The organism is Promicromonospora sp. NPDC019610 (assembly GCF_044389365.1).
Taxonomy (GTDB): domain Bacteria; phylum Actinomycetota; class Actinomycetes; order Actinomycetales; family Cellulomonadaceae; genus Promicromonospora.
The window spans coordinates 704,909-730,504 of sequence record NZ_JBIRXX010000001.1; the positions used below are offsets into that span (position 1 = coordinate 704,909).

The window sequence follows — 25,596 nt, forward strand, 5'->3', positions numbered from 1 at the left end:
AGGACGGCAGGAAGGAGCCGGTGATGGGCTGGCACGAAGACCTGGAGCACCTCGCCACGCACCGTGGCGGCGCGCTCGTGGGGTACGCCTACACGCTGTGCGGCGACGTGCGACAGGCGGAGGACCTGGTGCAGGAGGCACTGGTCCGGTACTGCTCACGACTGGTGGGGCGGGGTGGGCGGCGCGGCCGCGCGACGTCGGGCATGCGCGCGGTGCCCCTGGACGGGGACGGGGAGGACGGCGAGAGCCGGGGCCGGGGGGTGCAGCACCCCGAGGCGTACGTGCGCCGGATGGTGCTGAACCTGTACCTCGACGGCTGGCGGCGGACCAAGAGGTGGGCGGACATCGCGCCGCGCGTCGCCGTGGACGACGTCCCGTTCCCCGACTCCGGGATCACGGCGCGGGCGGACGTGGTGCACGCGCTGGCCCGGCTCACGCCCCGGCAGCGCGCGGCCGTGGTGCTGCGCTACTTCGAGGACATGACGATCGCGCAGGTCGCGGACTCGATGGGCACGGTGCCGGGGACGATCAAGCGCTACCTGCACGACGCCCTGCGCACCCTGCGCGACGTGCTCGAACCAGTGGACGCGACGACGGAAGGAAAGCAGCGATGAACCGGCACGACGACGCCAGGGACCTGGACCACGGTTGGCAGGATCCCGTGGGGGCGGGCCTGCTGGCGCAGACCCTGGGCGCGATGGCGGACGGCGTGGACCCGGCGTCGCCCACCGGGCCCGCGGCGGCGATCCCGGCCATGAGCAGGCGGGTGCGCCGGCGTCGGGGTGCGAAGCTGGGCGGGCTCGGCGGTGGTGCGCTCGCGGTGGCGGGCGCCCTGGTGCTCGGGGCCGTACAGCTCGCGCCCTCGGACCAGCCCGAGGTGCTGTTGCCGGGGGCGACCGCGCCCTCGCCCACACAGTCCTCCCTTTCGATGTCCGGGCCGGACCTCCAGATCCAGGACGGTTACCAGCCCTCCTGGCTCGAATGGAGCGACCTGAAGTGCGGGATGCCGGTTGCCGACCTGGAGTCCACAGCACAGGGCTGGTCGGTCGAGGCGGCCGGCGACGTCTACGAACGTCCGGCAGATCTCGGTGGTGGCGAGTCCGTGACGGTGCGGGGCATGGCGGCGACGGTCCAGCAGGGGGAGGGTGTGCTTCAGGGTGCCCCCGTGCTGGTGTGGAGCCAGGACGGCGTGGTGGTGGACCTGGGAGACGACGTCTTCGAGGGGTCGGACCTGCGCGCTCCGCTGGTCGGTTCCGGCGCGGATGCGATCGAGGCCAAAGGGAGTGCGTTCACGATATGCGCGCCCAGCGGATCCGGTGAGAGCACCGTCTTCGAGACGCCGCTGCCCGAGGGCGACTACGAGGTACGGGTGGTCGCCTTCCCACAGGATGCGTCGGGCCGGTGGACGACGGCGGTGAGCGAGCCGGTGCCGGTCCGGATCGACTCCGACGGTGCGCACAGCCCGACCGGGGAGCGTGGTGGCGAGTCGGCGATCGAGTTCCCGGGGCCGGTCGACGGCCAGGTCGCGCGGTTCGAGCTGGACCGCACCACCGACTGGGTCACCGCGCAGCTGACCCGGCCCAGCTACTCGTCCGATACACCGATGAGGGTCATGGGCCAGTGCGAGGGAGGGGACCCGGAGGCTCTGCTGCCGATCGAGGTCGTGCTGTGGCCCACGGGCGACGTGCTCGCGTCCACCCAGATCAGCTGCGACGGGGGCGAGGCCGGGAACGAGGTCGACGTCCAGGCAGGCGAAGGGGCGCTCATCGACATCCGGCTGCCGAGCATCCCGGACGGGGTCGGGCGGGCCTGGGTCTCGCTCGAACCGGCCACGCCCCAGAGCGGAGACACCGCGAGCGACTGACCCGCGCCCCATGTGTCAGACGCTCAGGTCCCCCGGGGGACCTGAGCGTCTGACACGGAGGTCGGGGGGCCGGCGGCGGCGGAGATAATGGCCGGATGACGGACCAGAACCTCACCACCGCCCAGTCCGGAGCAGCCCAGTCCGGACCAGTCGGGATCGCACCCGTCCAGCCCGCCGCCGTCCCGCAGGAGGCTCGCGCCCACGCCGAGGACCTGGGCGCGTTCGTCGCGGCGTCGCCGTCGTCGTACCACGCGGCAGCGGAGGTGGCCCGACGCGCGCAGGCGGCCGGCTTCACGCTCCTCGCCGAGGACGCCGCCTGGGGCGTGACCCGCGGCGGGCGCTACGTCGTCGTGCGCGACGGCTCGGTCATCGCCTTCACCGTGCCCGACGCCGCCGGCCCCACCACGCCGTTCACCATCGTGGGCGCCCACACCGACTCCACGGGCTTCAAGCTCAAGCCCAAGCCGACGACGCGCGGCGCGGGCGGCTGGTGGCAGGTCGGGGTCGAGGTGTACGGCGGTCCGCTGCTCAACTCCTGGCTCGACCGCGAGCTGGAGCTGGCGGGGCGGATCGTCACGCACGACGGCACCGAGCACCTGGTGCGCACCGGCCCGATGCTGCGCATCCCGCAGCTCGCGATCCACCTGGACCGGGGCGTCAACGACAACGGGCTCGCCCTCGACAAGCAGCGTCACACCCAACCCGTCTGGGGCCTCGGCGACGCGCAGGGCGCGGACGTCCTGGCGGCGCTCGCGGCGGACGCCGGCGTCGACCCGGCGGACATCGGTGGCTACGACGTCGTGCTGGCGGAGACGCAGCCGGCCCGGGCCTTCGGCGCGGGCCAGGTGCTGTTCGCGTCCCCGCGGCTCGACAACCTGCTCTCCACGCACGCGGGCCTGACGGCGCTGCTGGGCCGGGCCGCGGGCGCCGGCAGCGCGGGGGCCGCGAGCGTCGAGATGTTCGCCGCCTTCGACCACGAGGAGATCGGCAGCGCCTCCCGCTCCGGCGCGGCGGGCCCGTTCCTGGAGGAGGTGCTGGTCCGCGTCTCCTCGGCGCTGGGCGCCACGCCCGAGGAGCGCTCGCGCGCCTTCGCGGCGTCGCTGCACGTGTCGTCCGACGTCGGGCACGCGGTGCACCCGAACTACCCCGAGCGGCACGACCCGGCCAACCACCCCGTCGCCGGGGGCGGCCCGATCCTCAAGATCAACGCCAACCAGCGCTACGCCACGGACGCGCACGGCGCGGCCGCCTGGAACGCGGCGTGCCGGGACGCGGGGGTGCCCACCCAGGAGTTCGTCTCCAGCAACGTGGTGCCGTGCGGGTCCACGATCGGACCCATCTCGGCGACGCGGCTGGGCATTCGCACTGTGGACGTCGGAGTGCCAATTTTGTCGATGCACTCGGCCCGCGAGCTCACCGCGGTGGTCGATCCGTGGTACCTCTCGCGCGCGATGAGGGCCGTCTTCGGGGGGTGAAAAGCCGAATCGTCCCGCTACGAGGCGAGAAGGACGGTTGATCGGGGCGACCTGCGCTTTTGCATGTTTCCGTTGGTTCTGTCCGGGTATACATTTGATGCAATACGGACATGACTTGGACGTTTGTCCAAGAAAGAATCGGCCTGACCTGCGAAAACAGTCGATCCTGGTTGTCCGTGAGTCTGGAAGAAAATACCTAGTACCGTCCAGATGCATGGACCTCGTGGGGGTGATACCACTGTGGTCATCCAGAGCCGTGAACTCGGCAAAAGAGAAATGCCGGACCATCAGGAGCCCCCTGTGCCTCGTGCAACCGTACGCACCTGCGCCCGATGCGGCTGTGTCCTCAGCCGTTACAACTCCGAAGCCCGTTGTGCCGCGTGCCGGCGCACCGAGTCAGTCCCCGTGGTGTCGCTGCCCAGCGTCCCGTCCCGGGTCTGGCAGGACGAAGCAGTCCGCTCTGCGCTCGCCGACTGGGACTTCGGACAGGTCAGCCGCATGGTGCGGCAGCTCGTCCCGCTGCGGCAGGAGGACGTGGCAGCCCTCACGGGGCTGAGCCAGTCCTACCTGTCGATGCTGGAGTGCGGTGACCGCCGTCTGACCGACGTCTCGCGCGTCGTCCAGTTCCTCACGGGGCTGGGCACGCCGCCGGACCTGGTGCGTCTCCCGCTCCCGGGGATCAGCCCGCTGCCCGACGCCGCCGAGCCCGCACGGGCCGCGACGTCCGGCCAGGTCAGCAGCGCTCCGGTGGTCGTGACGCCGACGGCGCCGGACCCCACGCTGCCGTGGACGGCCGACCGCATGCTCACCGCGCTCCGCCTGGCGCACGTCGCCGACAGCACGGCGGACTGGCTGCCCTCGGACGCGAACGGCCCTGTGTCGGCCACCGCGATGAGCGACGCCGCCGGGACGGACACGCCGCGGCCGGCGTCGGGCATCGCGCTGAACTCGATGATCCAGCGCTGGGACGCCGAGCAGGCCGAGCCGCTGCGCCGGGCCACGGTCGGCACCCGGGTGTCGCTGGAGCTCTGCGGGCACCTCCAGGGCACGCTCGACGAGCTGCGGGTCATGGACAAGGGCTCGGGCAGCGGCGCCGTCGCCGACCTGGCCCGCGCCCACCTCGCCCTGGTGGTCCGGATCCTGGAGCGCAGCACGTACGACGAGGTCACGGGCCGGCTGCTCGCCGCCGTCGCCGCGGACACCGCCACGCAGGCGGGCTGGTTCGCGTTCGACGCGGGGCGCACCGACGCGGCCCGCGCCTACATGCTCGCCGGCCTGCGGGCCGCGCACGCGGCCGCCGACGACCGGCTCGGCGCGGGTGCGCTGTCCTACCTCGCGATCCACGGCTACTCCAGTGGCGACCCGCGGGACGCGGTGCGCGCGGCGGAGGCCGGCCGGCGTCGGATCGCCCGCCTGGACGCGCCGCACCTCTCCGCGACCCTCCTGACCCGGCAGGCCCGCGGCCACGCGGCCGCCGGCGAGGGCGAGGCCGCGCGCCGGGCCCTCGGCGAGGCCTCCGAGCTGTGCGCCCGCGGCCGCGGCGAGGACGACCCGCACTGGCTGTACTGGATGAACGAGGGCGAGATCCACGGTCAGTCCGGTTCGGCGCACCTGGCGCTCGGCAACACGGCGCGTGCCGTGGAGAGCTTCGGGCACGCCATCCGGGCCGAGCGCGCGGGCGAGCGCCGCACGCACGGCCTGTTCCTCAGCCGGGCGGCCCAGGCGCACGCCCGGGCCGGTGACCTCGACGCGGCCTGCGCCACGGGTGAGGAGGCCGTGAGCATCGCGGAGACCGTGCAGTCGGCGCGGCTGCGGGAGCACCTGCGGGACCTGTCCGCCGACCTGCGGCGGGGCGGTTCCACGAGGCGCTCCGGTGTGGGGGCGCGGGTGCTGACCGAGCGGATCGCGGCACTGGCGTCGTGACCGCCCCGCCCACCTCCGGCGGCGACGTCCGGACCGTCGATGCCAGGGCCCTGGTGCTCTGGGACATCGATCGGACCCTCGTGTACGTCGGGGAGGTGGACCGGACGGCATATCGGGAGGCGTTCGCCGAGGTCGTGGGACGACCCGCCGAACGCCTCCCGGCCAAGGGGACCGGCGTGACGATGCCGCTGGCCATCCGCGGCCTGCTGGCCGACAACGGGGTACCCGAGCACGAGGCCGAGCGCCTGCTCCCGCGCATGCTCGCGGCGGTCCCGGTGCGCTTCGCGGCCCATGCAGACGACGTGCGCCGCCTCGGGATCGTGCTCCCCGGGGCGATGGGCGCCCTCAAGGCGGTCGCCGCCGAGCCCGACCTGGTCACCACGGTCCTGACCGGCAACCTCGAGGAGAACGCCCGGATCAAGCTCCGCGTCTTCGGCATGGACCACTACCTCGACGCCGCGGTGGGCGGCTACTCGTCCGACGACGCGCACCGCCCCGCGCTGGTGGCGGTCGCCCAGCAGCGCGCCGGCGACAAGTACGCGAGCACGTTCCTCAAGGGCAACACCGTCATCGTCGGGGACTCGCTGGAGGACGTGCGCACCGGGCTCGAGGGCGGCGCGCGCGTCGTGGCCGTGGCCTCGGGGACCACGCCGGCGGACCGGCTCGCCGAGGCGGGGGCCGACGTGGTGCTGCCCGACCTGACCGACTCGGGCCGGCTGATCCAGGAGATCCGCGTGCTGACCGACACCGCGGGACCCGCGTAGGACCCGCCTGACCAGGGTGCGAAGCCCTTGATCTTCCGACATAGTGACTGTCGTCACATGTGGGTAGACTCTGGTCTCTTCCCGCCATCGACGTTGCTGGCGGGGCGCATCGGCCTTGCACGGGTCAAGCCTGTGCCGGGCACTTCATATCTGGGGGAACAGCCCCGGAGCTCGTCGAGGAGGACGGATGCTCGAAGACGGCATTGTTTTCGGCGCAGGGAGCTACACCACGGTGGCGGTGATCGCCGTCATCGCGGTCGCTGCCCTCGGGTGCGCCTTCGTGCTGCGCCGCCAGGTGCTCGCCGCGCCTGATGGAACCGCCAAGATGCAGGACATCGGCCAGGCCGTGCAGGAGGGCGCCTCCGCTTATCTCAAGCGGCAGTTCCGCACCCTCGTGCTGTTCGCCGCCGTGGTGTTCGCTCTGCTCTTCCTGTTGCCCGGCGACGGCGGCGTGCGGGTCGGACGCTCGATCGCCTTCCTGTTCGGCGCCGGGTTCTCCGCCGCGATCGGCTACCTGGGCATGTGGCTCGCGGTCCGGGCGAACGTGCGCGTCGCCTCGGCCGCGACCCGTCCGGGCGGCCGCGCCGAGGGCGCCCGGATCGCCTTCCGCACCGGCGGCGTGGTCGGGATGTCCGTGGTGGGCCTGGGCCTGCTCGGCGCCGCACTCGTCGTGCTCGTGTACGACGTCGACGCCCCCGCCGTGCTGGAGGGCTTCGGCTTCGGCGCCGCGCTGCTCGCCATGTTCATGCGCGTGGGCGGCGGCATCTTCACCAAGGCTGCCGACGTCGGCGCGGACCTGGTCGGCAAGGTCGAGCAGGGCATCCCCGAGGACGACCCCCGCAACGCGGCCACCATCGCCGACAACGTGGGCGACAACGTGGGCGACTGCGCAGGCATGGCGGCCGACCTCTTCGAGTCCTACGCCGTGACCCTCGTGGCCGCCCTGATCCTGGGCAAGGCCGCGATGGGCGAGCAGGGGCTCGTGTTCCCCCTCATCGTCACCGCGATCGGCGCGTTCGTCGCGCTGCTCGGCGTGTTCATCACGCGGGTCCGCGGCTCCGAGAGCGGGCTCACGGCGATCAACCGCGGGTTCTACATCTCCGCCGTCGTCGGCGCCGTGCTGGCCGGGATCGCGGCCTTCGTCTACCTGCCGTCGTCGTTCGACCAGGTGCCCGGCACCGCCGACCTCTCCGGCGTGACCGCCGACCCGCGCGTCGTGTCCGCACTCGCCGTGCTCATCGGCGTGGTCCTCGCGGGCGTCATCCTGTGGGTGACCGGCTACTTCACCGGCACCGACAAGAAGCCGACGCTGCACGTGGCCGAGACCTCCCGCACGGGCGCCGCCACCGTGGTGCTCTCGGGCATCGGCGTGGGCTTCGAGTCCGCCGTCTACACGGCCGGCATCATCGCCGCCGCGATCTGCGGCGTGTTCCTGCTGGCCGGCGGCTCCGTCCCGCTGGCCCTGTTCCTCGTCGCCCTCGCGGGCTGCGGCCTGCTCACCACGGTCGGCGTCATCGTCGCGATGGACACGTTCGGCCCGGTCAGCGACAACGCCCAGGGCATCGCCGAGATGTCCGGCGACGTCGACGAGGAGGGCGCGCAGATCCTCACCGACCTCGACGCCGTCGGCAACACCACCAAGGCCATCACCAAGGGCATCGCGATCGCCACGGCCGTGCTCGCCGCGACGGCGCTGTTCGGGTCGTACGCCGACGCCGTGTCGCACGCGCTCGCCCAGGTCGGGAGCGTCGGCACCGGCCTCGTGACCTCGATGCTCAGCTACGAGATCATCTCGCCGGTCACCCTGGTGGGCGTGATCCTCGGCGGGGCCACCGTGTTCCTGTTCTCCGGGCTCGCGATCGACGCCGTCACCCGCGCCGCGGGCGCCATCGTGTTCGAGGTGCGCCGCCAGTTCCGCGAGCACCCGGGCATCATGACGTTCGACGAGCGCCCCGAGTACGGCAAGGTCGTGGACATCTGCACCCGGGACTCGCTGCGCGAGCTCGTCACCCCGGGCCTGCTGGCCGCGTTCGCGCCCATCGCGGTGGGCTTCGGGCTCGGCGTCGGGCCGCTGGCCGGCTTCCTGGCCGGGGCCATCGGCACGGGCGTGCTCATGGCCATCTTCCTGGCCAACTCGGGCGGCGCCTGGGACAACGCCAAGAAGATCGTCGAGGACGGCAAGTACGGCGGCAAGGGGTCCGAGGCGCACGCGGCCACCGTCATCGGTGACACCGTGGGCGACCCGTTCAAGGACACCGCCGGCCCGGCGATCAACCCGCTGATCAAGGTGATGAACCTGGTCGCGCTGCTCATCGCGCCCGCCGTCGTCGCGATCAGCGTCCCGGCGGACGCCAACCACGCGCTCCGCATCGGCATCGCGCTGGTGGCGGCGGCCGTGGCGTTCGGTGCCGTGATCTGGTCCCGCGTGCGGGCGTCCCGCGTCGACGCGGCCCAGCAGGCGGAGCAGGACCGCACGGCCGCGGCGGTCTGACGCCGAGGGAGAGCCGCGGCGAGGTAGGACCCTGGTGCGACCACCAGGGTTCTACCTCGGCCTGCTACTGGCCCACGCGGCCGTCCACGCACTCGCGCAGCAGGTCGGCGTGGCCCACGTGCCGGGAGTACTCCTCGATCATGTGCACCAGGACGTCCCGGACCGGGATCTCCTCGTCGCCGCGCCTGACGGTCGCGCCCAGCCCGTCCTCGGGCAGGGCCTCCAGCCAGGCGTCGGCGTCCCGGACCTCGCGGCGCCAGTTCTCCCACGCGTCCTCGACGACGGCGGGGTCGGCCACGGCGCCGTCGAAGTCCGCGTCGGGGTTCTCCGGTGACTTGCCGAACAGCTTGGGCAGCTCCGGCTGCTCCTGCAGCACCCGCTGGAACCAGGTCTGCTCCACGTGCGCCAGGTGCCGCACCAGCCCCAGCAGCGACATGGTCGACGGCGGCACGGACCGGCGGGCGAGCTGCTCGGCGTCGAGCCCGTCGCACTTCATCTCCAGCGTGAGCCGGTAGTGCTTGAGGTAGTTCCAGAGGGTCTCCTTCTCGCCGACCGGGCTGGACAGCGCCTCGCGCGGGTCGTCGTCCGGGTCCGCCCACATGTCGGGGTAGACGGTCGCTGAGGTCCATCGCTCTGTCGTCATGGGACCAGTGCACCCCCGGTTCCCGGGGCGGTCAACGCGATACTCGGCCGGCGTCCGCTCCCACTTCCTCCGCGTCATGGTCCAGACTGGGCCGCGTTGTCGCTGGGAGGCACCGTTGCTCGTTCGTACTCGCCTGCTCGCCGCGCTGACCGGCGCGACGCTCGCCGTCGGCGCGTTCGGTGCGCCCGCCGTGGCGCGGACCGGACCGGCGGACGGCCCCACGGACCCGGGCGCGTTCGTCGCCTCGTACGTGCCGCCCGAGCCGGTGCCGCGCGGCGAGGCCGGGCTGCGCCTGCCGACGTCGTACCCGTACCAGCCCGACCTGCGTGTCTATCCGGCGAACGAGCGGGACGCCACGGAGCGCAACGGCACGGTCAGCCACGCGGAGCTCGCGCCGCGCCTGACGCGGCTGATGGACCGGAGCGACCGGGTCTCGACCCAGGTGGTGGGGCAGTCGACCGAGGGCCGTGACCTCTACCTGGTCACAGTGACGGCGCCGGAGCGCCGGTCGGAGACCGCGCGGCAGGCCGCGTGGCGCACCGAGATCCGGGAGCGCCCGGACCGCGCCGCGCGCGACGGCGCCCTGCGCGCGGGCTACAAGACCCCGGTCTGGATGAGCGCCAACATCCACGGCGACGAGTGGGAGGGCACGGACGCCGCGCTGCGCGTCATCGAGCGCCTGGCCACGGCGGACGACCGCGCGACCCGGGAGACCCTGGCGCACCACCGGCTCGTGTTCAGCCTGACGCTCAACCCGGACGGGCGTACCCACGCGACGCGGGAGACGTCCCTGGGCCTCGACGCGAACCGCGACCTGGTCACGCTCGCCACCCCGGAGGCGCGCTCGTACGTGCGCACCGTCCAGGCGGTGCAGCCGCTGTTCGCCGCGGACTTCCACGGGTACACCGACGTGCTCCAGGTCGAGCCGGCAGGCCCCCCGCACGGCGAGAGCTACGAGTACGACCTGCTCGTGCCGCACGCCTACGCGATCGCGCGCCAGGTGGAGGACGACGTCGCCGCGGCCGACATCGCCGGCAACACGTCCTACGACCCGGACACGGGCGACGCGGTCGAGGAGGACACGGGGTTCGTCAAGATCCCGTACCGGGACACGCCGTCGGGCTGGGACGACTACCCGCCGGTCTTCACCGCGCAGTACGCGTCGCTGCAGGGCGCGGTGACCAGCACGGTCGAGCTGCCGCTGGGCCGCACGGGCCCCACCACGACGCGGGCCGACTCGGCGGTCGACACCGAGGTGGCCGTCACGACGATGACGTCGATGATCGACTACGTCCACGCCCACTCGGACGCCATGCTCGCGAACCAGGTCGAGATGTTCCGCCGCGGAGTGGCGGGCGCGCCGAAGGTCGCGCTGACCACCCGGAACGTCGATGGTGTGCCCGGCCCCGACGAGTGGAAGCGGCACTGGGACCGGGCGGACGACCAGGAGCCGGTGCGGCTGCCGCGCGCGTACGTGATCCCGGCAGGCCCCGGCCAGCGGTCGGCGAGCGACGCCGAGGACCTCGTGGACGCGCTGCTGTTCCACGGCATCGAGGTGGGGCGCCTGGCGGCTCCCGCGCACCTCGCGGGCACGGGGACCACCTATCCCGCCGGCTCGTACGTGGTGGACCTGCACCAGCCCCTGCGCGGCCTGGCGAGCTCGCTGCTCGGCCCCGGCTCGGACATCTCCGCCAAGGTCCCTGCCATGTACGACATCTCGGCGTGGTCGCTGGCTGCCCTCTGGGGCGCGACGGTGGAGCGGGTGGGCGCCACCACGGACGGCCCGGTGGGCCGGACCGTCCCCGTCGGCGCGGGGCGCGAGCGCGGCGGCGTCCCGGACGGGCAGCCCTACGTCGGCTTCGACCTGGCCGGCGTCGCCGACCAGCGGGCCCTGAACGACCTGCTGGGCCAGGGTGTCGCGGTGCGGCTCACGGCGGACGGGGGCGCCGTCGTCGGGCCGCGCGGGCACGGGGCGGCCCACGACGTGGCCGAACGGTACGGCATCGACTTCACGGCGGCGTCGCGCGCCGCCTGGGCGGCGGGGGAGCCGGCCGAGGACCTGACGATCGCGTACGTGGGCGACCAGGACGACCGGCTCTCGCTCCTGGCGCTCGGGTTCGACGACCTGGTCGCGGTCTCGGCGCGGGGGATCGCCACGAGCGCGGCGGCGGGCCGGCCGACCGGGCTCGAGGGCGCCGACGTCCTGTGGGTGGGCTCGTCCCTGGACCTGCCCGCGGGGTCGGCCGGCCACGCGCACGTCCGGTCCTGGTTGCGCGACGGCGGCGCGATCGTCGGGCGCGGGGCGGGCGCGTTCGCGGCCGCGGAATCGTACGGGCTGGTCAGCGGCACCGCGGTGACGGGAGAGCCGGCCGGCAACGGCATCATCGAGACCGACACCCCGGGCGACGTGCTGGACGACCACCCGCAGGGGCAGGGGTTCGTCTACCCGGCCGTGTGGTTCACGGGCCTCGGCCCGGGCACCACGGCGGAGCTGACCTACGGCAGCTTCCTCGCCGGGCACTGGTCGGCCTCGGAGGACGGCGACGGGCCGGAGGCGGCCGACGGGCAGATTGCCGCCGTATCGGGCAAAATGGGGCAGGCGCGGGCGTTCGTGTTCGGCACCTCGGTCTTCTTCCGCACCCATCCCCGGGGCGGCCTGAGCCAGGCGGGGACGGCGATCCACTGGGCCGCGTCGTGACCACCGCCGACGGCTGACCCGCGCGGTCCGCGGCGCGTCCGGGATCACCAGGGGTATGTGGAAAACCGGGTGCTACCGCTATCGTCTGCGGTGTTGTGCTCCCGAACGCCCCGTGGTCCGCGGGCGTGGACGGGAGCCCCGACGCAGGGGGCCCCGACGTGGGACCCGGAGCAGGAGAAGGTCCCGTGAGTGCCGACATCGACCCGACCGAGGCCATCCCTCAGGTCACGGCCGAACTGATCGCGAAGGCGGCAGCCCGGCAGGCTCCGCCGCCCGAGCGCGAGGCGATCAGCGCCCCGGCGGCCCCGGCGCGCACCGCGCCGGAGCGGAGCGCACCCGAGCGGAGCGCGGCCATGAAGGCGCCCGACGCCGAGCGGCGCCGGCCGGTCGCCGAGCAGCCCGCCGCGCCGGACGCCGTGCTGTCCACGCGCCCGGGCTCGCCGTTCGTCCCGTCGGAGCCGTACGCCGAACGGCACACGTCAGCCGGCCACATCGCCGCCGGGCACCTGTCGTCGCTCGTGCAGATCCCCACCGTCTCGGTGTGGGACACGCAGTACCTGGACCACGAGGCGTTCGCGCGGCACCGGGCCGCGCTGGCCACGTTCTACCCCCGCGTGCACGCCCTGCAGAGCGAGCCGGCGGGCGACCACGGCCTGCTCTACCGCTGGCCCGGCAAGGGGCGGCAGGACGTGCTGCACCCCTACCCGGTGGTCCTCATGGCGCACCAGGACGTCGCGCCGGTGGGCGCCGACTGGCCCGGAAACCCGTTCTCGGGCGAGATCCGCGACGGGGTGGTGCACGGCCGCGGCACGCTCGACGACAAGGGCGGGCTGGTCGCGGTGCTCGACGCCGTCGAGACGCTGCTCACCGAGGGTTTCGTGCCCGAGCGCGACATCTGGCTGTTCTTCGGCGCGGACGAGGAGACGGCCGGCGAGTCCGCCCAGATCGCCGTCCGCCGCCTGTACGAGCTCGGCGTGCGGCCGTGGCTCGTGATCGACGAGGGCGGGTCCGTCGCGACCGACGTGCTGCCCGGCGTCGACCGGCAGACGGCCCTCGTGGGCGTCGCGGAGAAGGGCCTGGTCGGGATCAACCTGTACACCACCGACGTCGGGGGCCACGCGGCCACGCCCGGGCGCTGGTCCGCGACCACGCGGCTCGCCCGCGCGGTGACGCGCGTGGGCCGGCACCGGTTCGCGGCGCGGGTCGACGCGCCGACCGTGGAGCTGCTCGGCAGGGTCGCTCCCGGCGCGAAGGGGCTCCAGGGCGCCACGCTCCGGCTCGCGGCCAGGACCGCCGCCGGGCCGCTGCGCAAGCTGGCCGCCTGGACGCTGGCGGGCGGCGGACCCGAGGCCGTCGCGACCGTCCGCACCACCGTGGCGGTCACCGAGCTGGAGGGCAGCCCCGGCGCGAACATGGCCGCCACGACGGCCCGGGCCCGCCTCGACGTGCGGGTGGCGCTCGGCGACTCCGTGGACCGGACGATGGCGCGGCTGCGCCGCGTCATCCGGGACAAGCGGGTCGAGATCGAGGTGGTCGAGAGCAGCGAGCCGAGCGAGGTCTCGCCCACCGACAGCCAGCAGTTCGCGCTCCTGACCGAGTCGATCGGGGCCGCCTACCCGGACGCCGTCGTAGCGCCCTACGTGACGGTCGCCGCGACCGACGCGCGCCGGTTCACGCCGATCAGCGACCACGTCTACCGGTTCAGCCCGTTCGTCATGACACGCGAGCAGCGGCAGTCGGCGCACGGTGTCGCCGAGCACCTGAGCGTCGATTCCCTGAGCCGCGGAGTGCATTTCTATCGCGAGGTGCTGCGCAAGATCCCGGGCTGACCTGGGCATTCAACAAATCACCGAAATTGGACTAAGTTCTCCCTCTACACCGGCGAGGGAGACTTTCATGAGCAGCTCCGCAGCACCGTCCGGGACGCCGGGCGGATCGCGTTCGCCCGTGAACGTCAACGTCCACACGTACCCCGCGCAGCTCCAGTACCCGCCGCGGTCGTACCTGGTGTTCGGCATTCTGATGACCATCTGCTTCTGGCCCACGGGAATCGTGGCGCTCGTGAATGCGTCACGCGTGAACGCGCACTGGAAGACGGGTCAGCACGACAAGGCGCGCAAGGCGTCCCGCCGGGCCCGTAACTGGGGCCTGGTGTCGCTCGCCATCTGGGCGGTCGTGCTGGTGGTGGTCGTGTTCTGGTCGAGCATCGCCTACCTGAACGGGTAGCACTTCACCCACAGTTCGTCAGCTATCACACGATTGCCCCTCCTGTCCTCCCGGGTTCTGCGGGTAAAGTGCGCGGCTATGAGTGCGACACGGCGCAAGGGCTCCCGGGGCGGTCGTGCTGCTTCCCGCGCCGGTGGTCCCCCCGCGAGCAACGCCCTCACCTGGGCGGAGAGTCTCGCGGCGGGTGAGGCCGCGCCGGGCGCCAGCGCGCTCGAGTGGGCCGAGGGGCTCGCGCAGAACGACACCGCCACGCCGAGCCCGTGGGGCAGCGCGGGTGCGGGCGCCGACGACGCCGTCGCCCCCGCTCCGGCCGAGGAGGGCGGCACCGGCTCTCCGTGGGGCCCCGTGCCGGCGCCCGTCGTCGTCGACGGCGACGTCGCCGCCGCCGTCGTCGGCGAGCCGGAGGGCGACGCGAACCCGTGGGGCTCCGTGGCGGCCGCGGCGGAACCCGCCGCGGCCCGGGGCCGGAGCAAGAACGCCGGCGGCAAGGGCGCCGGTGGCAAGAGCGGCAAGGCCGGCAGGTCCCGCTCCAAGGGCAAGGGCACCACGTCCGGCGCCAAGGGAGCGCCGAAGGACGACACGGCCCCCACGCCCGCGGGCGGCTTCCCGCTGAACGTGGGCCCGGCGGCCGACGAGGCCCCTGACGAGCCGCGGCCGGAGGGCGACGCCTCGCTCGCGCCGGTCGCGGCCGCCGCAGGCACCCTCGCGCCGAGCGCCCCCGCGACCCGCGGGCCGGGGTCGAAGAAGGCCGGCAAGGGCCCTCGGGGCCGTCTCCCCACCCCCAGCACGGCCCAGCAGCGCAAGATCAAGCGGACCCTGCGCCGCGGCCTGCCCCCGTTCCTCGACCGGCCGCTGGTGCTGGTGCTGGCGGGCGTCACCGCCGCCGTGCTGGGGCTCGGCACGGGCTGGGGCATGGACAACCTCCCCTCGGGTGGCAGCCCGATGTCGTCGGCGGACGCCGCGTCGTGCGCGCAGACGCAGATGGCATGGACGCAGGCCGCCAACGCACAGTCGGCGATGGTCGAGGACCAGCCGGAGACCCTGCGCAAGGGCTTCATCAACGCCCGCAACGCGCTCGACGGCGTGACGCCGCCCGAGGCGATCTCCGCGGACTGGGCGGTGGCGTTCACCTACTACTCGACCGTGGCGAACAACATCGAGAAGGTGAAGGCCGACGACGGCGCCGCCGTGCTCTCGGCGGTCGGCGGCGCGCAGGAGGAGCTCGACACCGAGGCGATGATCGAGGCCACCAAGGCCATCGGGCTCTACGTCAACTCGAACTGCCAGCGGTAGCCCGTCAGGATGGGGCCGTGCAGCCTCCTGTGACCGACCCCGCCCTCGTCGCCTCCCTGCGCGACGACCTGCTCTCCTCCGCCTACGACGTCGACGGCGTGGAGGACGTCCTCGGGCCGCTCGCCGCGGCCGCGCTGCACCGGGAGCAGGCGCTGCCCGCCCGCCGGGCGGTGGCCGCGGCGACCGCCGGCAGGCCGCCGTCGGACCGCGACCCGCGCGCCACCCTCGCCGGCCTCTTCCTCCTGGGCGAGGCCGTGCCGCGCGCCGCGTTGGACCGCGCGCTGCCCGCGACCGGTGCGGCCGGCGCGGAGCGGCTGGGCCTGGTGGCCGCGCAGGGCCCGGGGGACGACGACGAGGTGCGCGCCGTCGTCGACCTGCACCCCTACTCCTCGGTCGACGCCGTCGGCGACGCGCGCTGGTGGCTGGCGTCCGACCTGGGCGAGCTCGCGACCGGCGGCCGCCTGGCGACCGACCACGTGCTCGGTGCGGGCGGCGCGTCCCTGACGCTCGCGCAGGTGACCGTGCGCAACCCGACCGGCCGGGTGCTCGACCTGGGCACCGGCTGCGGCATCCAGGCCCTGCACGCGGCGCGGCACGCCCGGCAGGTGGTGGCGACCGACATCTCGCGGCGCGCGCTGTCGTTCGCGCGCTTCAACGCCGCGCTGAACCAGCCGGACGGCGCCGAGCTGGAGCTGCGGCACGGGTCCCTGCTGGAGCCGGTCGCGGGCGAGCGGTTCGACCTCGTGGTCTCCAACCCGCCGTTCGTCATCACGCCGCACGCCGGGGCGGCGGGCCGCGCCGTGGCCGACGCGATCGGCGACTACGAGTACCGCGACGGCGGCCGGGCGGGCGACGACCTGGTGCGCGACCTCGTGCTCGGCGTCGGCGACGTGCTGGCCCCGGGCGGCACGGCCCAGCTCCTCGCCAACTGGGAGCACCGTCGCGGCGAGCCCTGGGCCGAGCGCGTGGGGCGCTGGCTCGACGTGGCGGGCCTGGACGGCTGGATCATCCAGCGCGAGGTGCTCGACCCCGCCGAGTACGCCGAGACCTGGATCCGCGACGGCGGGACCACGCCCGACCGTGAGCCGGACGCGTGGGCCGCCGCGTACGGCGCGTGGCTCGACGACTTCGCGTCCCGGGACGTCGAGGCCGTCGGCTTCGGGATCGTGACCCTGCGGCGCCCCGCCTCGGGCACCGTGACGCTGCGCCGCCTGGAGGAGCACACCGGGTCCGTGCGCCAGCCGCTCGGGGCGCACATCGCCCGCAGCCTCGCCGGGCACGACTGGCTCGCGGCCCGGGACGACGCCGCGCTCGCCGCGGCCCACCTCGTGACGGCCGCGGACGTCACGGAGGAGCGCTACCTGACGCCGGGCGCCGCCGACCCGAACGTCGTCGTGCTGCGGCAGGGCGACGGCCTCGGGCGGGGCGTGCACGCGTCGAGCCCGCTCGCGGCCCTCGTGGGCGCGTGCGACGGCGAGCTGTCCGTCGGGCAGATCGTGGGCGCCCTCGCGTCGCTGTTCGAGGTGCCCGCGGACGCGCTGGCGGCCGAGCTGCTCCCGGCCGTCCGGGGGCTGGTCAGGGACGGGTTCCTGGAGGGGTGAGGGCGGGCCCCCGGGCGGCGCGGCGGCGGCGCGCGCCGTTACCGGGACGTAACGGAATTGTCGAAGACCGATAAATCTTGTCGATGCCCGAGACATATCGGGCTATGACAGATATTTTCCACCGTGTGGAACTCGACATGCGGCACTTGAGGATGGTTGTCGCTGTTGCCGAGTCGGGCAGCGTCACGAAGGCGGCCGCTGCCCTCGGCATCGCGCAGCCGGCGTTGACCGCGCAGCTCAACCGCATCGACCGGTCCCTGGGCGGGAACGTCTTCGTCCGTGACCGGTTCGGTGCGCGACCGACGGAGCTCGGTGAGCTGGTGCTCAGGCACGCGCGCGTGCTTCTCCCCGCCATGGCGGCCCTCTCGGACGACGCCGAACGCCTCGTCAACGGCGACGTCGCCCACGGCGAGACCGTGCGGGTCGGCATCACCGGGACCGGGCTGGGCGGGCTGTTCGTCAACCAGCTGCACATCGGGATGCCCGGTGCGCAGGTCACGACGGCGATGCCCCCGCTGCCCGACGACGTCGCGTCCCGGCTCGCCCGCGGCACCATCGACGTCGGGCTGGTCGGGATGTGCTCGGACGTCTCGCCGCCCGCAGCCGTCGAGGTGTCGTGGACCCGGGTGTGCACGGACCCGATGTTCGTGCTGATCGACGAGCACCACCCGTACGCGGGCAAGCCCGAGGTGTCCCTTGCCGAGCTGGCCGAGGAGCAGTGGCTCTGCGTGCCGTCGCACGGCTGCCTCCAGGAGTGCTTCGTGTCGGCGTGCGTACGCGCGGGGTTCACGCCGCGCGGCATGGGCGAGGCGGAGTGGACCACCGCCGTCGACCAGGTGCGGGCGGGCCGCGCGGTCGCGCTCGTGGAGCCCGGGCAGCCGGACCCGCCGGGGGTGGTGACCGTCCCCCTGTCGGGGGCGCCCCTGCGCCGCACCCACTACCTGGGCTGGCGGCACGACGCCGACCTGCGCGTGGACCTGGAGGCCGTCGAGGGCGCCGCCCACCGGGCCCACCGCGACGCCGTCCGCCGCAGCCCGCAGTACGAGCAGTGGCTGGCGATGTACGGGATGCTCGGCTGAGCCGGAGGCGCAGCGCAGGGTGGGGGCCGAGGAACGAGGCACGCGCCCGGAGCGGAGCCGCAGGCTCAGCCGACAACAAGCAGAGCTGAGCCGTTGGTGTGCCCCCCGTAGCGTGGGTGGGCACTTACGTGGTTTGCCCTCCATAGGAAATATGTATGACCTGAGTGTGATCTGGGCGTGAAGTCCATCTCCTCCTACGGTGGCAGAGCGGGTGAAAAATCACCTGTGGGTGGAACTTCACCCTCTCCGATCCAAGGAGTCGCTGGAGATGAGTCGCACTTCCCTCCGGGGCGTCGCCGTGGCAACCGCCACCGTGGGCCTCTTTGCCGGCACCATCAGCGCCGTCGCAGCCGCACCGTCCGACGTCGAGGCCGCGACCGCCGGCTACACGCCGGGTCTCGTCTCCGCCATGGAGCGTGACCTGAACCTGACCACGGCGGACGCCGTGGCCCAGCTCCAGGCGCAGGAGCTCCTGGCCGACACGCAGCAGAGCCTGGAGAAGTCGCTCGGCGCCTCCTACGCCGGGGCCTGGGTCGAGGGGGCGGACGCCCTGCACGTCGCCGTGACCGACGCCGCCGAGGCGGCCGACGTCCGCGCGGCCGGGGCCACCCCCGTGACCGTGGACCACTCGCTCCAGGACCTCGACGCCTGGACTGCGGACCTGGACGGCGCGCTGTCCCCGGCCGACGTCACCTCGTACCACGTCGACGTGGAGACCAACGAGATCGTGGTCGACGTGGTCGACGGCGCGCAGGCCGACGTCCGGGCCGCCGTGGCCGAGGCGGGCGTGCCCGCCGGCGTCGTCTCGCTGACGCCGGCCGCGGAGCGTCCCCGCACGTTCGCCGACGTGATCGGCGGCGAGGCGTACTTCATCGACGACAGCGCGCGTTGCTCGGTCGGCTTCGCCGTGACCGGCGGCTTCGTCTCCGCCGGGCACTGCGGTTCGGTGGGCTCCTCGGCGAGCGAGCCGAGCGGCACCTTCGAGGTCTCGGAGTTCCCGGGCAGCGACTACAGCTACGTCTCGGTCGACTCGGACACCCCGGTCGGCGTGGTCGACGACTGGGCCGGCGGCACCGTGGCCGTCGAGGGCTCGACGCCGGCCGCCGTGGGCGCCAGCGTGTGCCGCTCGGGCTCCACGACCGGCTGGCACTGCGGCACCATCCAGGCGCTCAACGCCACGGTGAACTACGCCGAGGGCAGCGTCTCGGGTCTCATCCAGACCGACGTCTGCGCCGAGCCGGGCGACTCGGGCGGCTCGCTGCTCGCGGGCTCGCAGGCGCAGGGCATGACCTCGGGCGGCAGCGGCAACTGCTCCTCCGGCGGCCAGACCTTCTTCCAGCCGGTGGGCGAGGCGCTGAGCGCGGCAGGGGTGTCGCTCCTGACGAACTGACCCTCTGCCGAGCTGACGCCGGGGCGCCGTACGCCCCGGGCCGTCGGACCGCGGGGCGGGTAGGGGAAGTCCCTACCCGCTCTGCGGCATGTCCGCATATTGCTCCGATATGTCCTAACCGGTATCTGGGAGTTGCCTGAAAGCGACCTTACGCTGTGCCGCACTGGGTGAATCCATTGCCCCGACGACAAGGAGTCGCTGGACATGAGACGCACATCCTTCAAGGCGATCACCGTGGCCACCGCCGCGGCGACGCTTCTCGCCGGCAGCATCACCGCTGCTACCGCAAGCGCAGCTGCCGGAGCGGACAAGCCCGAGGTGACGAGCTACGCCCCGGGCATGGTCGCGGCCCTGGAGCGCGATCTCGGCCTGACCACCTCCCAGGCCGTGGACCGCCTCAAGACGGACGAGGCTCTGTCCGACAAGCAGCACTCCATCGTCAAGGCCCTCGACAAGGGCTACGCGGGCTCGTGGGTCGACGGCTCCGAGCTGTACGTGGCCGTCACCGACAAGGCCGGGGCGGCCGAGGTCCGCGCCGCCGGCGCCACGGCGGTCACCGTCGACAAGTCCCTGGCGCAGCTCGACCGGCTCGCCACGAAGGCGTACCGGGCGGCCCCGCGCGCCGACGTCGCCGGTGCCTACGTGGACGTCGAGTCCAACACCGTGGTCCTCGAGGTCGCGAAGGGGGCGAAGGCCGCCGTGGCCGCCGCCGTCGCGGACGCCGGGGTCGCGGCCGGCACGGTCTCCCTCGTCGAGGTGGCGGAGATGCCCCGCACCTTCATCAACGTGATCGGCGGCAACGCCTACTACATCGGCGGCTCGCGCTGCTCGGTCGGCTTCTCGGCCACCGGCGGCTTCGTCACCGCGGGGCACTGCGGCGACGTGGGCAACGCCACCACCAGCCCCAGCGGCACGTTCCGTACCTCCTCGTTCCCGGGCAACGACTACGCCTACGTGAACGTCGGCACGGACGACACGCCGATCGGCGCGGTGAACAACTACAGCGGCGGCACCGTGAACGTCGCTGGCTCGACGGCGGCCGCCGTCGGCGCCACCGTCTGCCGCTCGGGTTCCACCACCGGCTGGCACTGCGGCACCATCCAGGCCCTGAACGCCTCGGTCACCTACGCCGAGGGCACCGTCTCCGGCCTGATCCGGACCAACGTCTGCGCCGAGCCCGGCGACTCGGGCGGCTCGCTGCTGGCCGGCACCCAGGCCCAGGGCATGACCTCCGGTGGTTCCGGCAACTGCTCCTCGGGCGGTACCACCTACTTCCAGCCGGTGAACGAGGCGCTCAGCGCCGCGGGCGTCACGCTGATCACGGGTGGTGGCGGCACCACGCCGCCCACCGGGTGCGCCAGCCAGGAGACGGCGTTCAGCGGCTCGCTGAGCAGCGGTGCCTACACCTACAAGCCGAGCAGCAGCGGGTTCTCGGCGTCGTCCGGCACCATCACGGGCTGCCTCGACGGCCCCAGCGGCGCCGACTTCGACCTGTTCCTGCAGAAGGTGAGCGGCAGCAGCTGGGTCACCGTGGCCCAGGGCATCACGGCGTCGCCCGACGAGAGCGTGAGCTACTCGGGCACGGCCGGCACCTACCGCTGGATCGTGGAGTCGTACTCGGGCTCGGGCTCCTACACGGGCGGCTACTCCACCCCGTGATCCCCGTTCCCTGACGTGTCGGACGCTCAGGCCACCGGCGGGTGACCTGAGCGTCCGGCACGTCCCGGGTTCAGGGGCGGGCCGTGGACTGGCGGACCAGGAGGATCAGCGCGAACGAGCCGAGGGTCACGGCCACCACCCCGAGCGCCCCGCCCATGTAGGCCGTGAGGTCGCCGCCGATCGGCAGCGCCCAGCCGTAGCCCCGCACGCTGCCCAGCGCGCCGAGGCCGAGGGCGCCGCAGACGACGGCACCGAGCAGCAGCAGCCCGGCGGCGCCCGACGTCCCGGGCTCCGCCCCGGTACGCGGCTGGTCCAGGGACGACGACGAGCTCAGCGCGCACACGCCGGCGCTCCAGGCGAGCACGACGAGGATCGCGGCCACGACGTCGGACGGCCGGTGCCACTGCCCGATCAACGTGGACACGCCGGTCGCCGCCGTGTAGCCCGCACCGGCCAGCGCGACCAGCGGCCGCCAGCGCCGTGGCACCGCGATGAGCAGCCCGGCGGCGACGGACGCCGCCACGGTCGTGTGCCCGCTGGGGAGGGTGTTGATGTCGGCCCGCGCGATGTCGAGCAGCGCCGGCCGGTCGAGCACCACGTGCTTGAGCACCTGCGTGGTGAGGTTCGCGCCGGCCACCAGGATCACCACCTGCGCCGCGAGCCACCAGCGCCCGCGGGCCAGGGCGAGCACCACGGCGACCGCCAGACCCAGGCCGACGAACGAGTTGGACACCACGCCCAGCACCGGCTCGGCGAGCTCCCAGAGCACACCCTGCCCGCGGGCCGCACCCTCCAGCGCGAGCTGGTCGGCGTGCTGGCCGCGGCCCGACCGGACGAAGACGTCCCACGTGGCCCACACGCCCCACAGCGCGAGCGCCGCGACCACGGCGGCGACGACGCGCGGCCCCATCCGGGGCCGGAGGCCCGCCGTCCGGCCGGCCATCGGGCTGCCGACGCTGCTGGCGCCACCGATGTCGCCGGCGCCCCCGACGTGCGAGGATCGCGGCAGGTCGCGCGGCGGGAGGGTGCGGTCGGTCATGGGCCCCACCGTAGAGGAGCCTCCTGAAGAGACCGTGTCGCTGGTGTGAGGCTCCCCGTGTCGTTGACGCCACGAGTGAAAATCACCACGGTCATGTGAAACCACCGGGCGCCCCGCTGTGAGCCCGGATAGGGTGCGATCCGTCGTGCCTGGCGTACCGTGAACTCTCCAACGCCACCCGGCGCACGTCCCCAGACCCAGCAGGAAGCAGGCAGGACCGGATGTCCCAGGCACGCAAGCTCGTGATCGTCGAGTCGCCCACGAAGGCTCGCAAGATCCAGAGCTATCTCGGTGACGGCTACGAGGTCGAAGCCAGCGTGGGGCACATTCGCGACCTCCCGCAGCCCAAGGACCTGCCCGCGGAGATGAAGAAGGGCCCGTACGGCAAGTTCTCCGTCGACGTCGACAACGGGTTCGACCCGTACTACGTGGTCCACGCGGACAAGAAGAAGAAGGTCTCCGAGCTCAAGAAGGCCCTCAAGGACGCCGACGAGCTCTTCCTCGCGACCGATGAGGACCGCGAGGGCGAGGCCATCGCCTGGCACCTGATCCAGGAGCTCAAGCCCAAGGTCCCGGTCAAGCGCATGGTCTTCCACGAGATCACGCGGGACGCGATCCTCCGTGCCCTGGAGAACACGCGCGAGCTGGACCAGGACCTGGTGGACGCCCAGGAGACGCGGCGCATCCTCGACCGCCTGTACGGCTACGAGGTCTCGCCGGTCCTGTGGCGCAAGGTGCGCCAGGGTCTGTCGGCCGGCCGCGTGCAGTCGGTGGCGACGCGCCTGGTGGTCGAGCGTGAGCGCGAGCGCATGGCGTTCGTGTCCGCGGACTACTGGGACGTCGCGGGCACCTTCGCGGTCCCGGAGGGGTCGGACGGCGGCCAGCCCTCCTTCCGCGCCCGGCTCACGCAGCTCGCGGGCCAGAAGGTCGCCTCGGGCCGTGACTTCGACGACCGGGGCCGGCTGAAGGTCCGCACCGGTGTGGTGCAGCTCGACGAGGCGGCTGCCCGCGCCGTCGTCGCCGGGCTGGAGGCCGCCGACTTCGCCGTCCGCAGCCTGGAGACCAAGCCGTACACGCGCCGTCCGGCGGCGCCGTTCACCACCTCCACCATGCAGCAGGAGGCGGGCCGCAAGCTGCGGATGTCGTCGCGCCAGGCGATGCGCACCGCGCAGGGCCTGTACGAGAACGGCTACATCACCTACATGCGTACCGACAGCCCCTCGCTGTCGAAGGAGGCGACGGACGCCGCGCGGCGCCAGGCCGCCGAGCTGTACGGCGCCGAGTACGTGCCGGGCGCGCCCCGCCTCTACAACAGCAAGGCGAAGGGCGCCCAGGAGGCGCACGAGGCGATCCGCCCCGCGGGCGACTCGTTCCGCACCCCGGCGCAGGTCGCGGGCGAGCTGAGCGGCGACCAGTTCCGGCTGTACGAGCTGATCTGGAAGCGCACCGTGGCCTCGCAGATGGCCGACGCGAAGGGCTCGACGGCGTCCGTCCGGCTCGGCGCGACCATCTCCGGCGGCGCGCAGGACGGCAACGAGGCGGTGTTCTCGGCGTCGGGCACGGTGATCTCGTTCCGTGGCTTCCTGGCCGCGTACGAGGAGGGTGCGGACGCCGAGACCGACGCGCCGGAGGGCGCGGCGGCGGCGAAGGAGACGCGGCTGCCGACGATGGCCGAGGGCGACGCGCTGGTCGGCACCGACCTCGCAGCCGACGGCCACTCCACCACGCCGCCCGCCCGGTACACGGAGGCCTCGCTGGTCAAGGCGCTGGAGGAGCGCGGCATCGGCCGCCCGTCCACGTACGCCGCGACCATCTCGACCATCCAGGACCGCGGCTACGTCATCACGCGCGGCCAGGCCCTGGTGCCGACGTGGCTCGCGTTCGCGGTGATCCGCCTGCTGGAGGAGCACTTCGACCGGCTCGTCGACTACGACTTCACCGCCACGATGGAGGAGGACCTCGACCAGATCGCGGCCGGCTCCCGCGAGCGGGTGGCGTGGCTGCGGGAGTTCTACTTCGGCGAGGTGCCCGGCAACATCGGCACGTCCGACGAGCTCGGGGTGGACAGCGAGGGCGGCGGCCTGCGCGCGCTCGTGGCGAACCTCGGCGAGATCGACGCCGCGGCCATCAACTCCGTGGACATCGGCGAGGGCATCCGGGTGCGCGTGGGCCGGTACGGCCCGTACCTGGAGGACCTCGCGGCCGAGGTCGAGGAGGGCAAGACGCCGCCCCGCGCCTCGGTGCCGGACGACGTCGCGCCCGACGAGCTGACGGTCGCCAAGGCGCGCGAGCTGCTCGCGGCGGGCGCCGACGACGGCCGCGTGCTCGGCACGCACCCCGAGTCGGGCAACCCGATCGTGGCGAAGAACGGCCGCTACGGCCCGTACGTGACGGAGCAGCTCCCGGAGCCCGACCTCGACCCGGACCTGTCCGCCGCGGCGAAGAAGCGGGCGCTGGCCGCCCTGCCCAAGCCGCGCACGGCGTCCCTGCTGAAGACGCAGGCCCTCGACTCGGTGACGCTGGAGGACGCGCTGCAGCTCATGTCGCTGCCGCGCGTCGTCGGCATCGACCCGGAGTCGGGCGACGAGATCACCGCGCAGAACGGCCGCTACGGCCCGTACCTGAAGAAGGGCACGGACTCGCGCACCCTGCCGTCCGAGGAGGCCATGTTCACGGTCACCCTGGACGAGGCGCTGGAGATCTACAAGCAGCCCAAGCGGGGCCGCGGACGCACCGCGACGCCGCCGCTGCGCGAGCTCGGCGACGACCCGACCAGCGGCAAGCCGATCCAGGTCAAGGACGGCCGCTTCGGCCCGTACGTGACCGACGGCGAGACCAACCGCACCCTGCCGCGCGACGTCACGCCGGAGTCCATCACGGCCGAGCGCGCCATCGAGCTGCTCGCGGACAAGCGCGCCCAGGGCCCGGCCAAGAAGCGCACTCCGGCCAAGAAGGCGCCCGCGAAGAAGGCGCCGGCCAAGAAGGCGCCGGCGAAGAAGGCGCCGGCGAAGAGCACGTCCACCAAGGAGTAGCCGGGGCGCCTCAGCGGCGCAGCCGGCGGCCGGTCACCTGGGCGGGTGTGATGCGCACCCAGGTGTCCCGGGTGTCCTCCAGGTAGCTGATCAGGTTGGTCGACTCGGCCGCCGCGATGTCGGCGTCGGTCTCCAGGATCTCCGCGGTGCCCTTCACGACGACGCTGTAGGCGATCTCAGGACCCCACTGGTCCACCTCGAACGCGACCTTCTCGTTGATAGCCACCTCCGCGACCTTCGTCCCGGGGATGGTGTGGAAGTAGATGGTCCGGTCCGCGACGGCGAAGTTCAGGGGGAAGATCTCCGGCTCGCCGGCGACGGCGGTGCCGAGGCGCCCGATGGGCTGCATCGAGAGGAACTCCCAGCACTCGTCCACGGTCATCGGCGTGATGCTCTGCTCGTTGTCGTCCATGTCCCCA

The 25,596-nt window shown here is 73.4% G+C and carries 18 protein-coding genes; 15 read left to right on the forward strand and 3 right to left on the reverse strand.

Going from position 1 to position 25,596, the window contains the following annotated elements; translation table 11 throughout:
- The first annotated feature begins 23 nt into the window (after positions 1–23).
- From ACH45N_RS03075 to ACH45N_RS03100, 6 genes are all read left to right on the forward strand, one after another.
- Complete coding sequence (locus ACH45N_RS03075; RefSeq protein ID WP_397391033.1) at positions 24–614, forward strand: sigma-70 family RNA polymerase sigma factor; 591 nt, start codon at positions 24–26, stop codon at positions 612–614.
- On the forward strand, positions 611–1,864 hold the full coding sequence (locus tag ACH45N_RS03080; RefSeq protein WP_397391035.1) for a hypothetical protein: 1,254 nt from the start codon (positions 611–613) through the stop codon (positions 1,862–1,864). Before ACH45N_RS03075 ends, ACH45N_RS03080 begins: the two co-directional genes overlap by 4 nt.
- Positions 1,865–1,959: 95 nt before the next feature.
- The gene (locus ACH45N_RS03085) at positions 1,960–3,339 is read left to right on the forward strand and encodes a M18 family aminopeptidase (protein WP_397391037.1); all 1,380 of its coding nucleotides are present in this window, start codon (positions 1,960–1,962) and stop codon (positions 3,337–3,339) included.
- Between the two features lie 408 nt (positions 3,340–3,747).
- Positions 3,748–5,262 (forward strand): helix-turn-helix domain-containing protein, encoded by a 1,515-nt coding sequence (locus ACH45N_RS03090; RefSeq protein ID WP_397391039.1) that lies wholly within the window; start codon positions 3,748–3,750, stop codon positions 5,260–5,262.
- A complete protein-coding gene (locus ACH45N_RS03095; RefSeq protein WP_397391041.1) occupies positions 5,259–6,026 on the forward strand; it encodes an HAD family hydrolase in 768 nt (255 codons plus the stop codon). The genes ACH45N_RS03090 and ACH45N_RS03095 overlap by 4 nt, the downstream gene beginning before the upstream one ends.
- 187 nt (positions 6,027–6,213) lie before the next feature.
- Positions 6,214–8,517: a sodium-translocating pyrophosphatase gene (locus ACH45N_RS03100; protein WP_397391043.1), complete on the forward strand. Its 2,304-nt coding sequence runs from the start codon at positions 6,214–6,216 to the stop codon at positions 8,515–8,517.
- A 64-nt stretch (positions 8,518–8,581) separates the two neighbouring features.
- Here the strand turns inward: ACH45N_RS03100 and ACH45N_RS03105 are convergent, their stop codons facing one another.
- The gene (locus ACH45N_RS03105) at positions 8,582–9,160 is read right to left on the reverse strand and encodes a DinB family protein (RefSeq protein ID WP_397391045.1); all 579 of its coding nucleotides are present in this window, start codon (positions 9,158–9,160) and stop codon (positions 8,582–8,584) included.
- Positions 9,161–9,275: 115 nt separating this feature from the next.
- Here ACH45N_RS03105 and ACH45N_RS03110 point away from each other — a divergent pair, with 115 nt between their 5' ends.
- From ACH45N_RS03110 to ACH45N_RS03145, 8 genes are all read left to right on the forward strand, one after another.
- Positions 9,276–11,858: a M14 family zinc carboxypeptidase gene (locus tag ACH45N_RS03110; RefSeq protein ID WP_397391047.1), complete on the forward strand. Its 2,583-nt coding sequence runs from the start codon at positions 9,276–9,278 to the stop codon at positions 11,856–11,858.
- A gap of 185 nt (positions 11,859–12,043) precedes the next feature.
- The gene (locus ACH45N_RS03115) at positions 12,044–13,687 is read left to right on the forward strand and encodes a M20/M25/M40 family metallo-hydrolase (RefSeq protein WP_397391049.1); all 1,644 of its coding nucleotides are present in this window, start codon (positions 12,044–12,046) and stop codon (positions 13,685–13,687) included.
- A gap of 67 nt (positions 13,688–13,754) precedes the next feature.
- Positions 13,755–14,084, forward strand: a complete 330-nt coding sequence (locus ACH45N_RS03120; RefSeq protein ID WP_397391051.1) for a CD225/dispanin family protein — start codon at positions 13,755–13,757, stop codon at positions 14,082–14,084.
- Positions 14,085–14,162: 78 nt separating this feature from the next.
- The gene (locus ACH45N_RS03125) at positions 14,163–15,377 is read left to right on the forward strand and encodes a hypothetical protein (protein WP_397391053.1); all 1,215 of its coding nucleotides are present in this window, start codon (positions 14,163–14,165) and stop codon (positions 15,375–15,377) included.
- 17 nt (positions 15,378–15,394) lie between these two features.
- Positions 15,395–16,978 carry a methyltransferase gene (locus ACH45N_RS03130; RefSeq protein WP_397391055.1) on the forward strand — a complete coding sequence of 528 codons (1,584 nt, stop codon included), beginning with the start codon at positions 15,395–15,397 and terminating at the stop codon, positions 16,976–16,978.
- Between the two features lie 137 nt (positions 16,979–17,115).
- Positions 17,116–18,057 carry a LysR family transcriptional regulator gene (locus ACH45N_RS03135; RefSeq protein ID WP_397391057.1) on the forward strand — a complete coding sequence of 314 codons (942 nt, stop codon included), beginning with the start codon at positions 17,116–17,118 and terminating at the stop codon, positions 18,055–18,057.
- Between the two features lie 268 nt (positions 18,058–18,325).
- A complete protein-coding gene (locus tag ACH45N_RS03140; protein ID WP_397391059.1) occupies positions 18,326–19,447 on the forward strand; it encodes an alpha-lytic protease prodomain-containing protein in 1,122 nt (373 codons plus the stop codon).
- Positions 19,448–19,651: 204 nt separating this feature from the next.
- Positions 19,652–21,106, forward strand: a complete 1,455-nt coding sequence (locus ACH45N_RS03145) for a S1 family peptidase (protein ID WP_397391061.1) — start codon at positions 19,652–19,654, stop codon at positions 21,104–21,106.
- 70 nt (positions 21,107–21,176) lie between these two features.
- On the opposite strand, the gene ACH45N_RS03150 is transcribed toward ACH45N_RS03145, so the two are convergent.
- Complete coding sequence (locus ACH45N_RS03150) at positions 21,177–22,145, reverse strand: phosphatase PAP2 family protein (RefSeq protein WP_397391063.1); 969 nt, start codon at positions 22,143–22,145, stop codon at positions 21,177–21,179.
- A gap of 221 nt (positions 22,146–22,366) precedes the next feature.
- Between ACH45N_RS03150 and topA the strand changes: the two genes are divergently transcribed.
- On the forward strand, positions 22,367–25,177 hold the full coding sequence (gene topA, locus ACH45N_RS03155) for a type I DNA topoisomerase (RefSeq protein WP_397391065.1): 2,811 nt from the start codon (positions 22,367–22,369) through the stop codon (positions 25,175–25,177).
- A 10-nt stretch (positions 25,178–25,187) separates the two neighbouring features.
- On the opposite strand, the gene ACH45N_RS03160 is transcribed toward topA, so the two are convergent.
- Positions 25,188–25,589: a pyridoxamine 5'-phosphate oxidase family protein gene (locus ACH45N_RS03160; protein WP_377230125.1), complete on the reverse strand. Its 402-nt coding sequence runs from the start codon at positions 25,587–25,589 to the stop codon at positions 25,188–25,190.
- Positions 25,590–25,596: the final 7 nt, after the last annotated feature.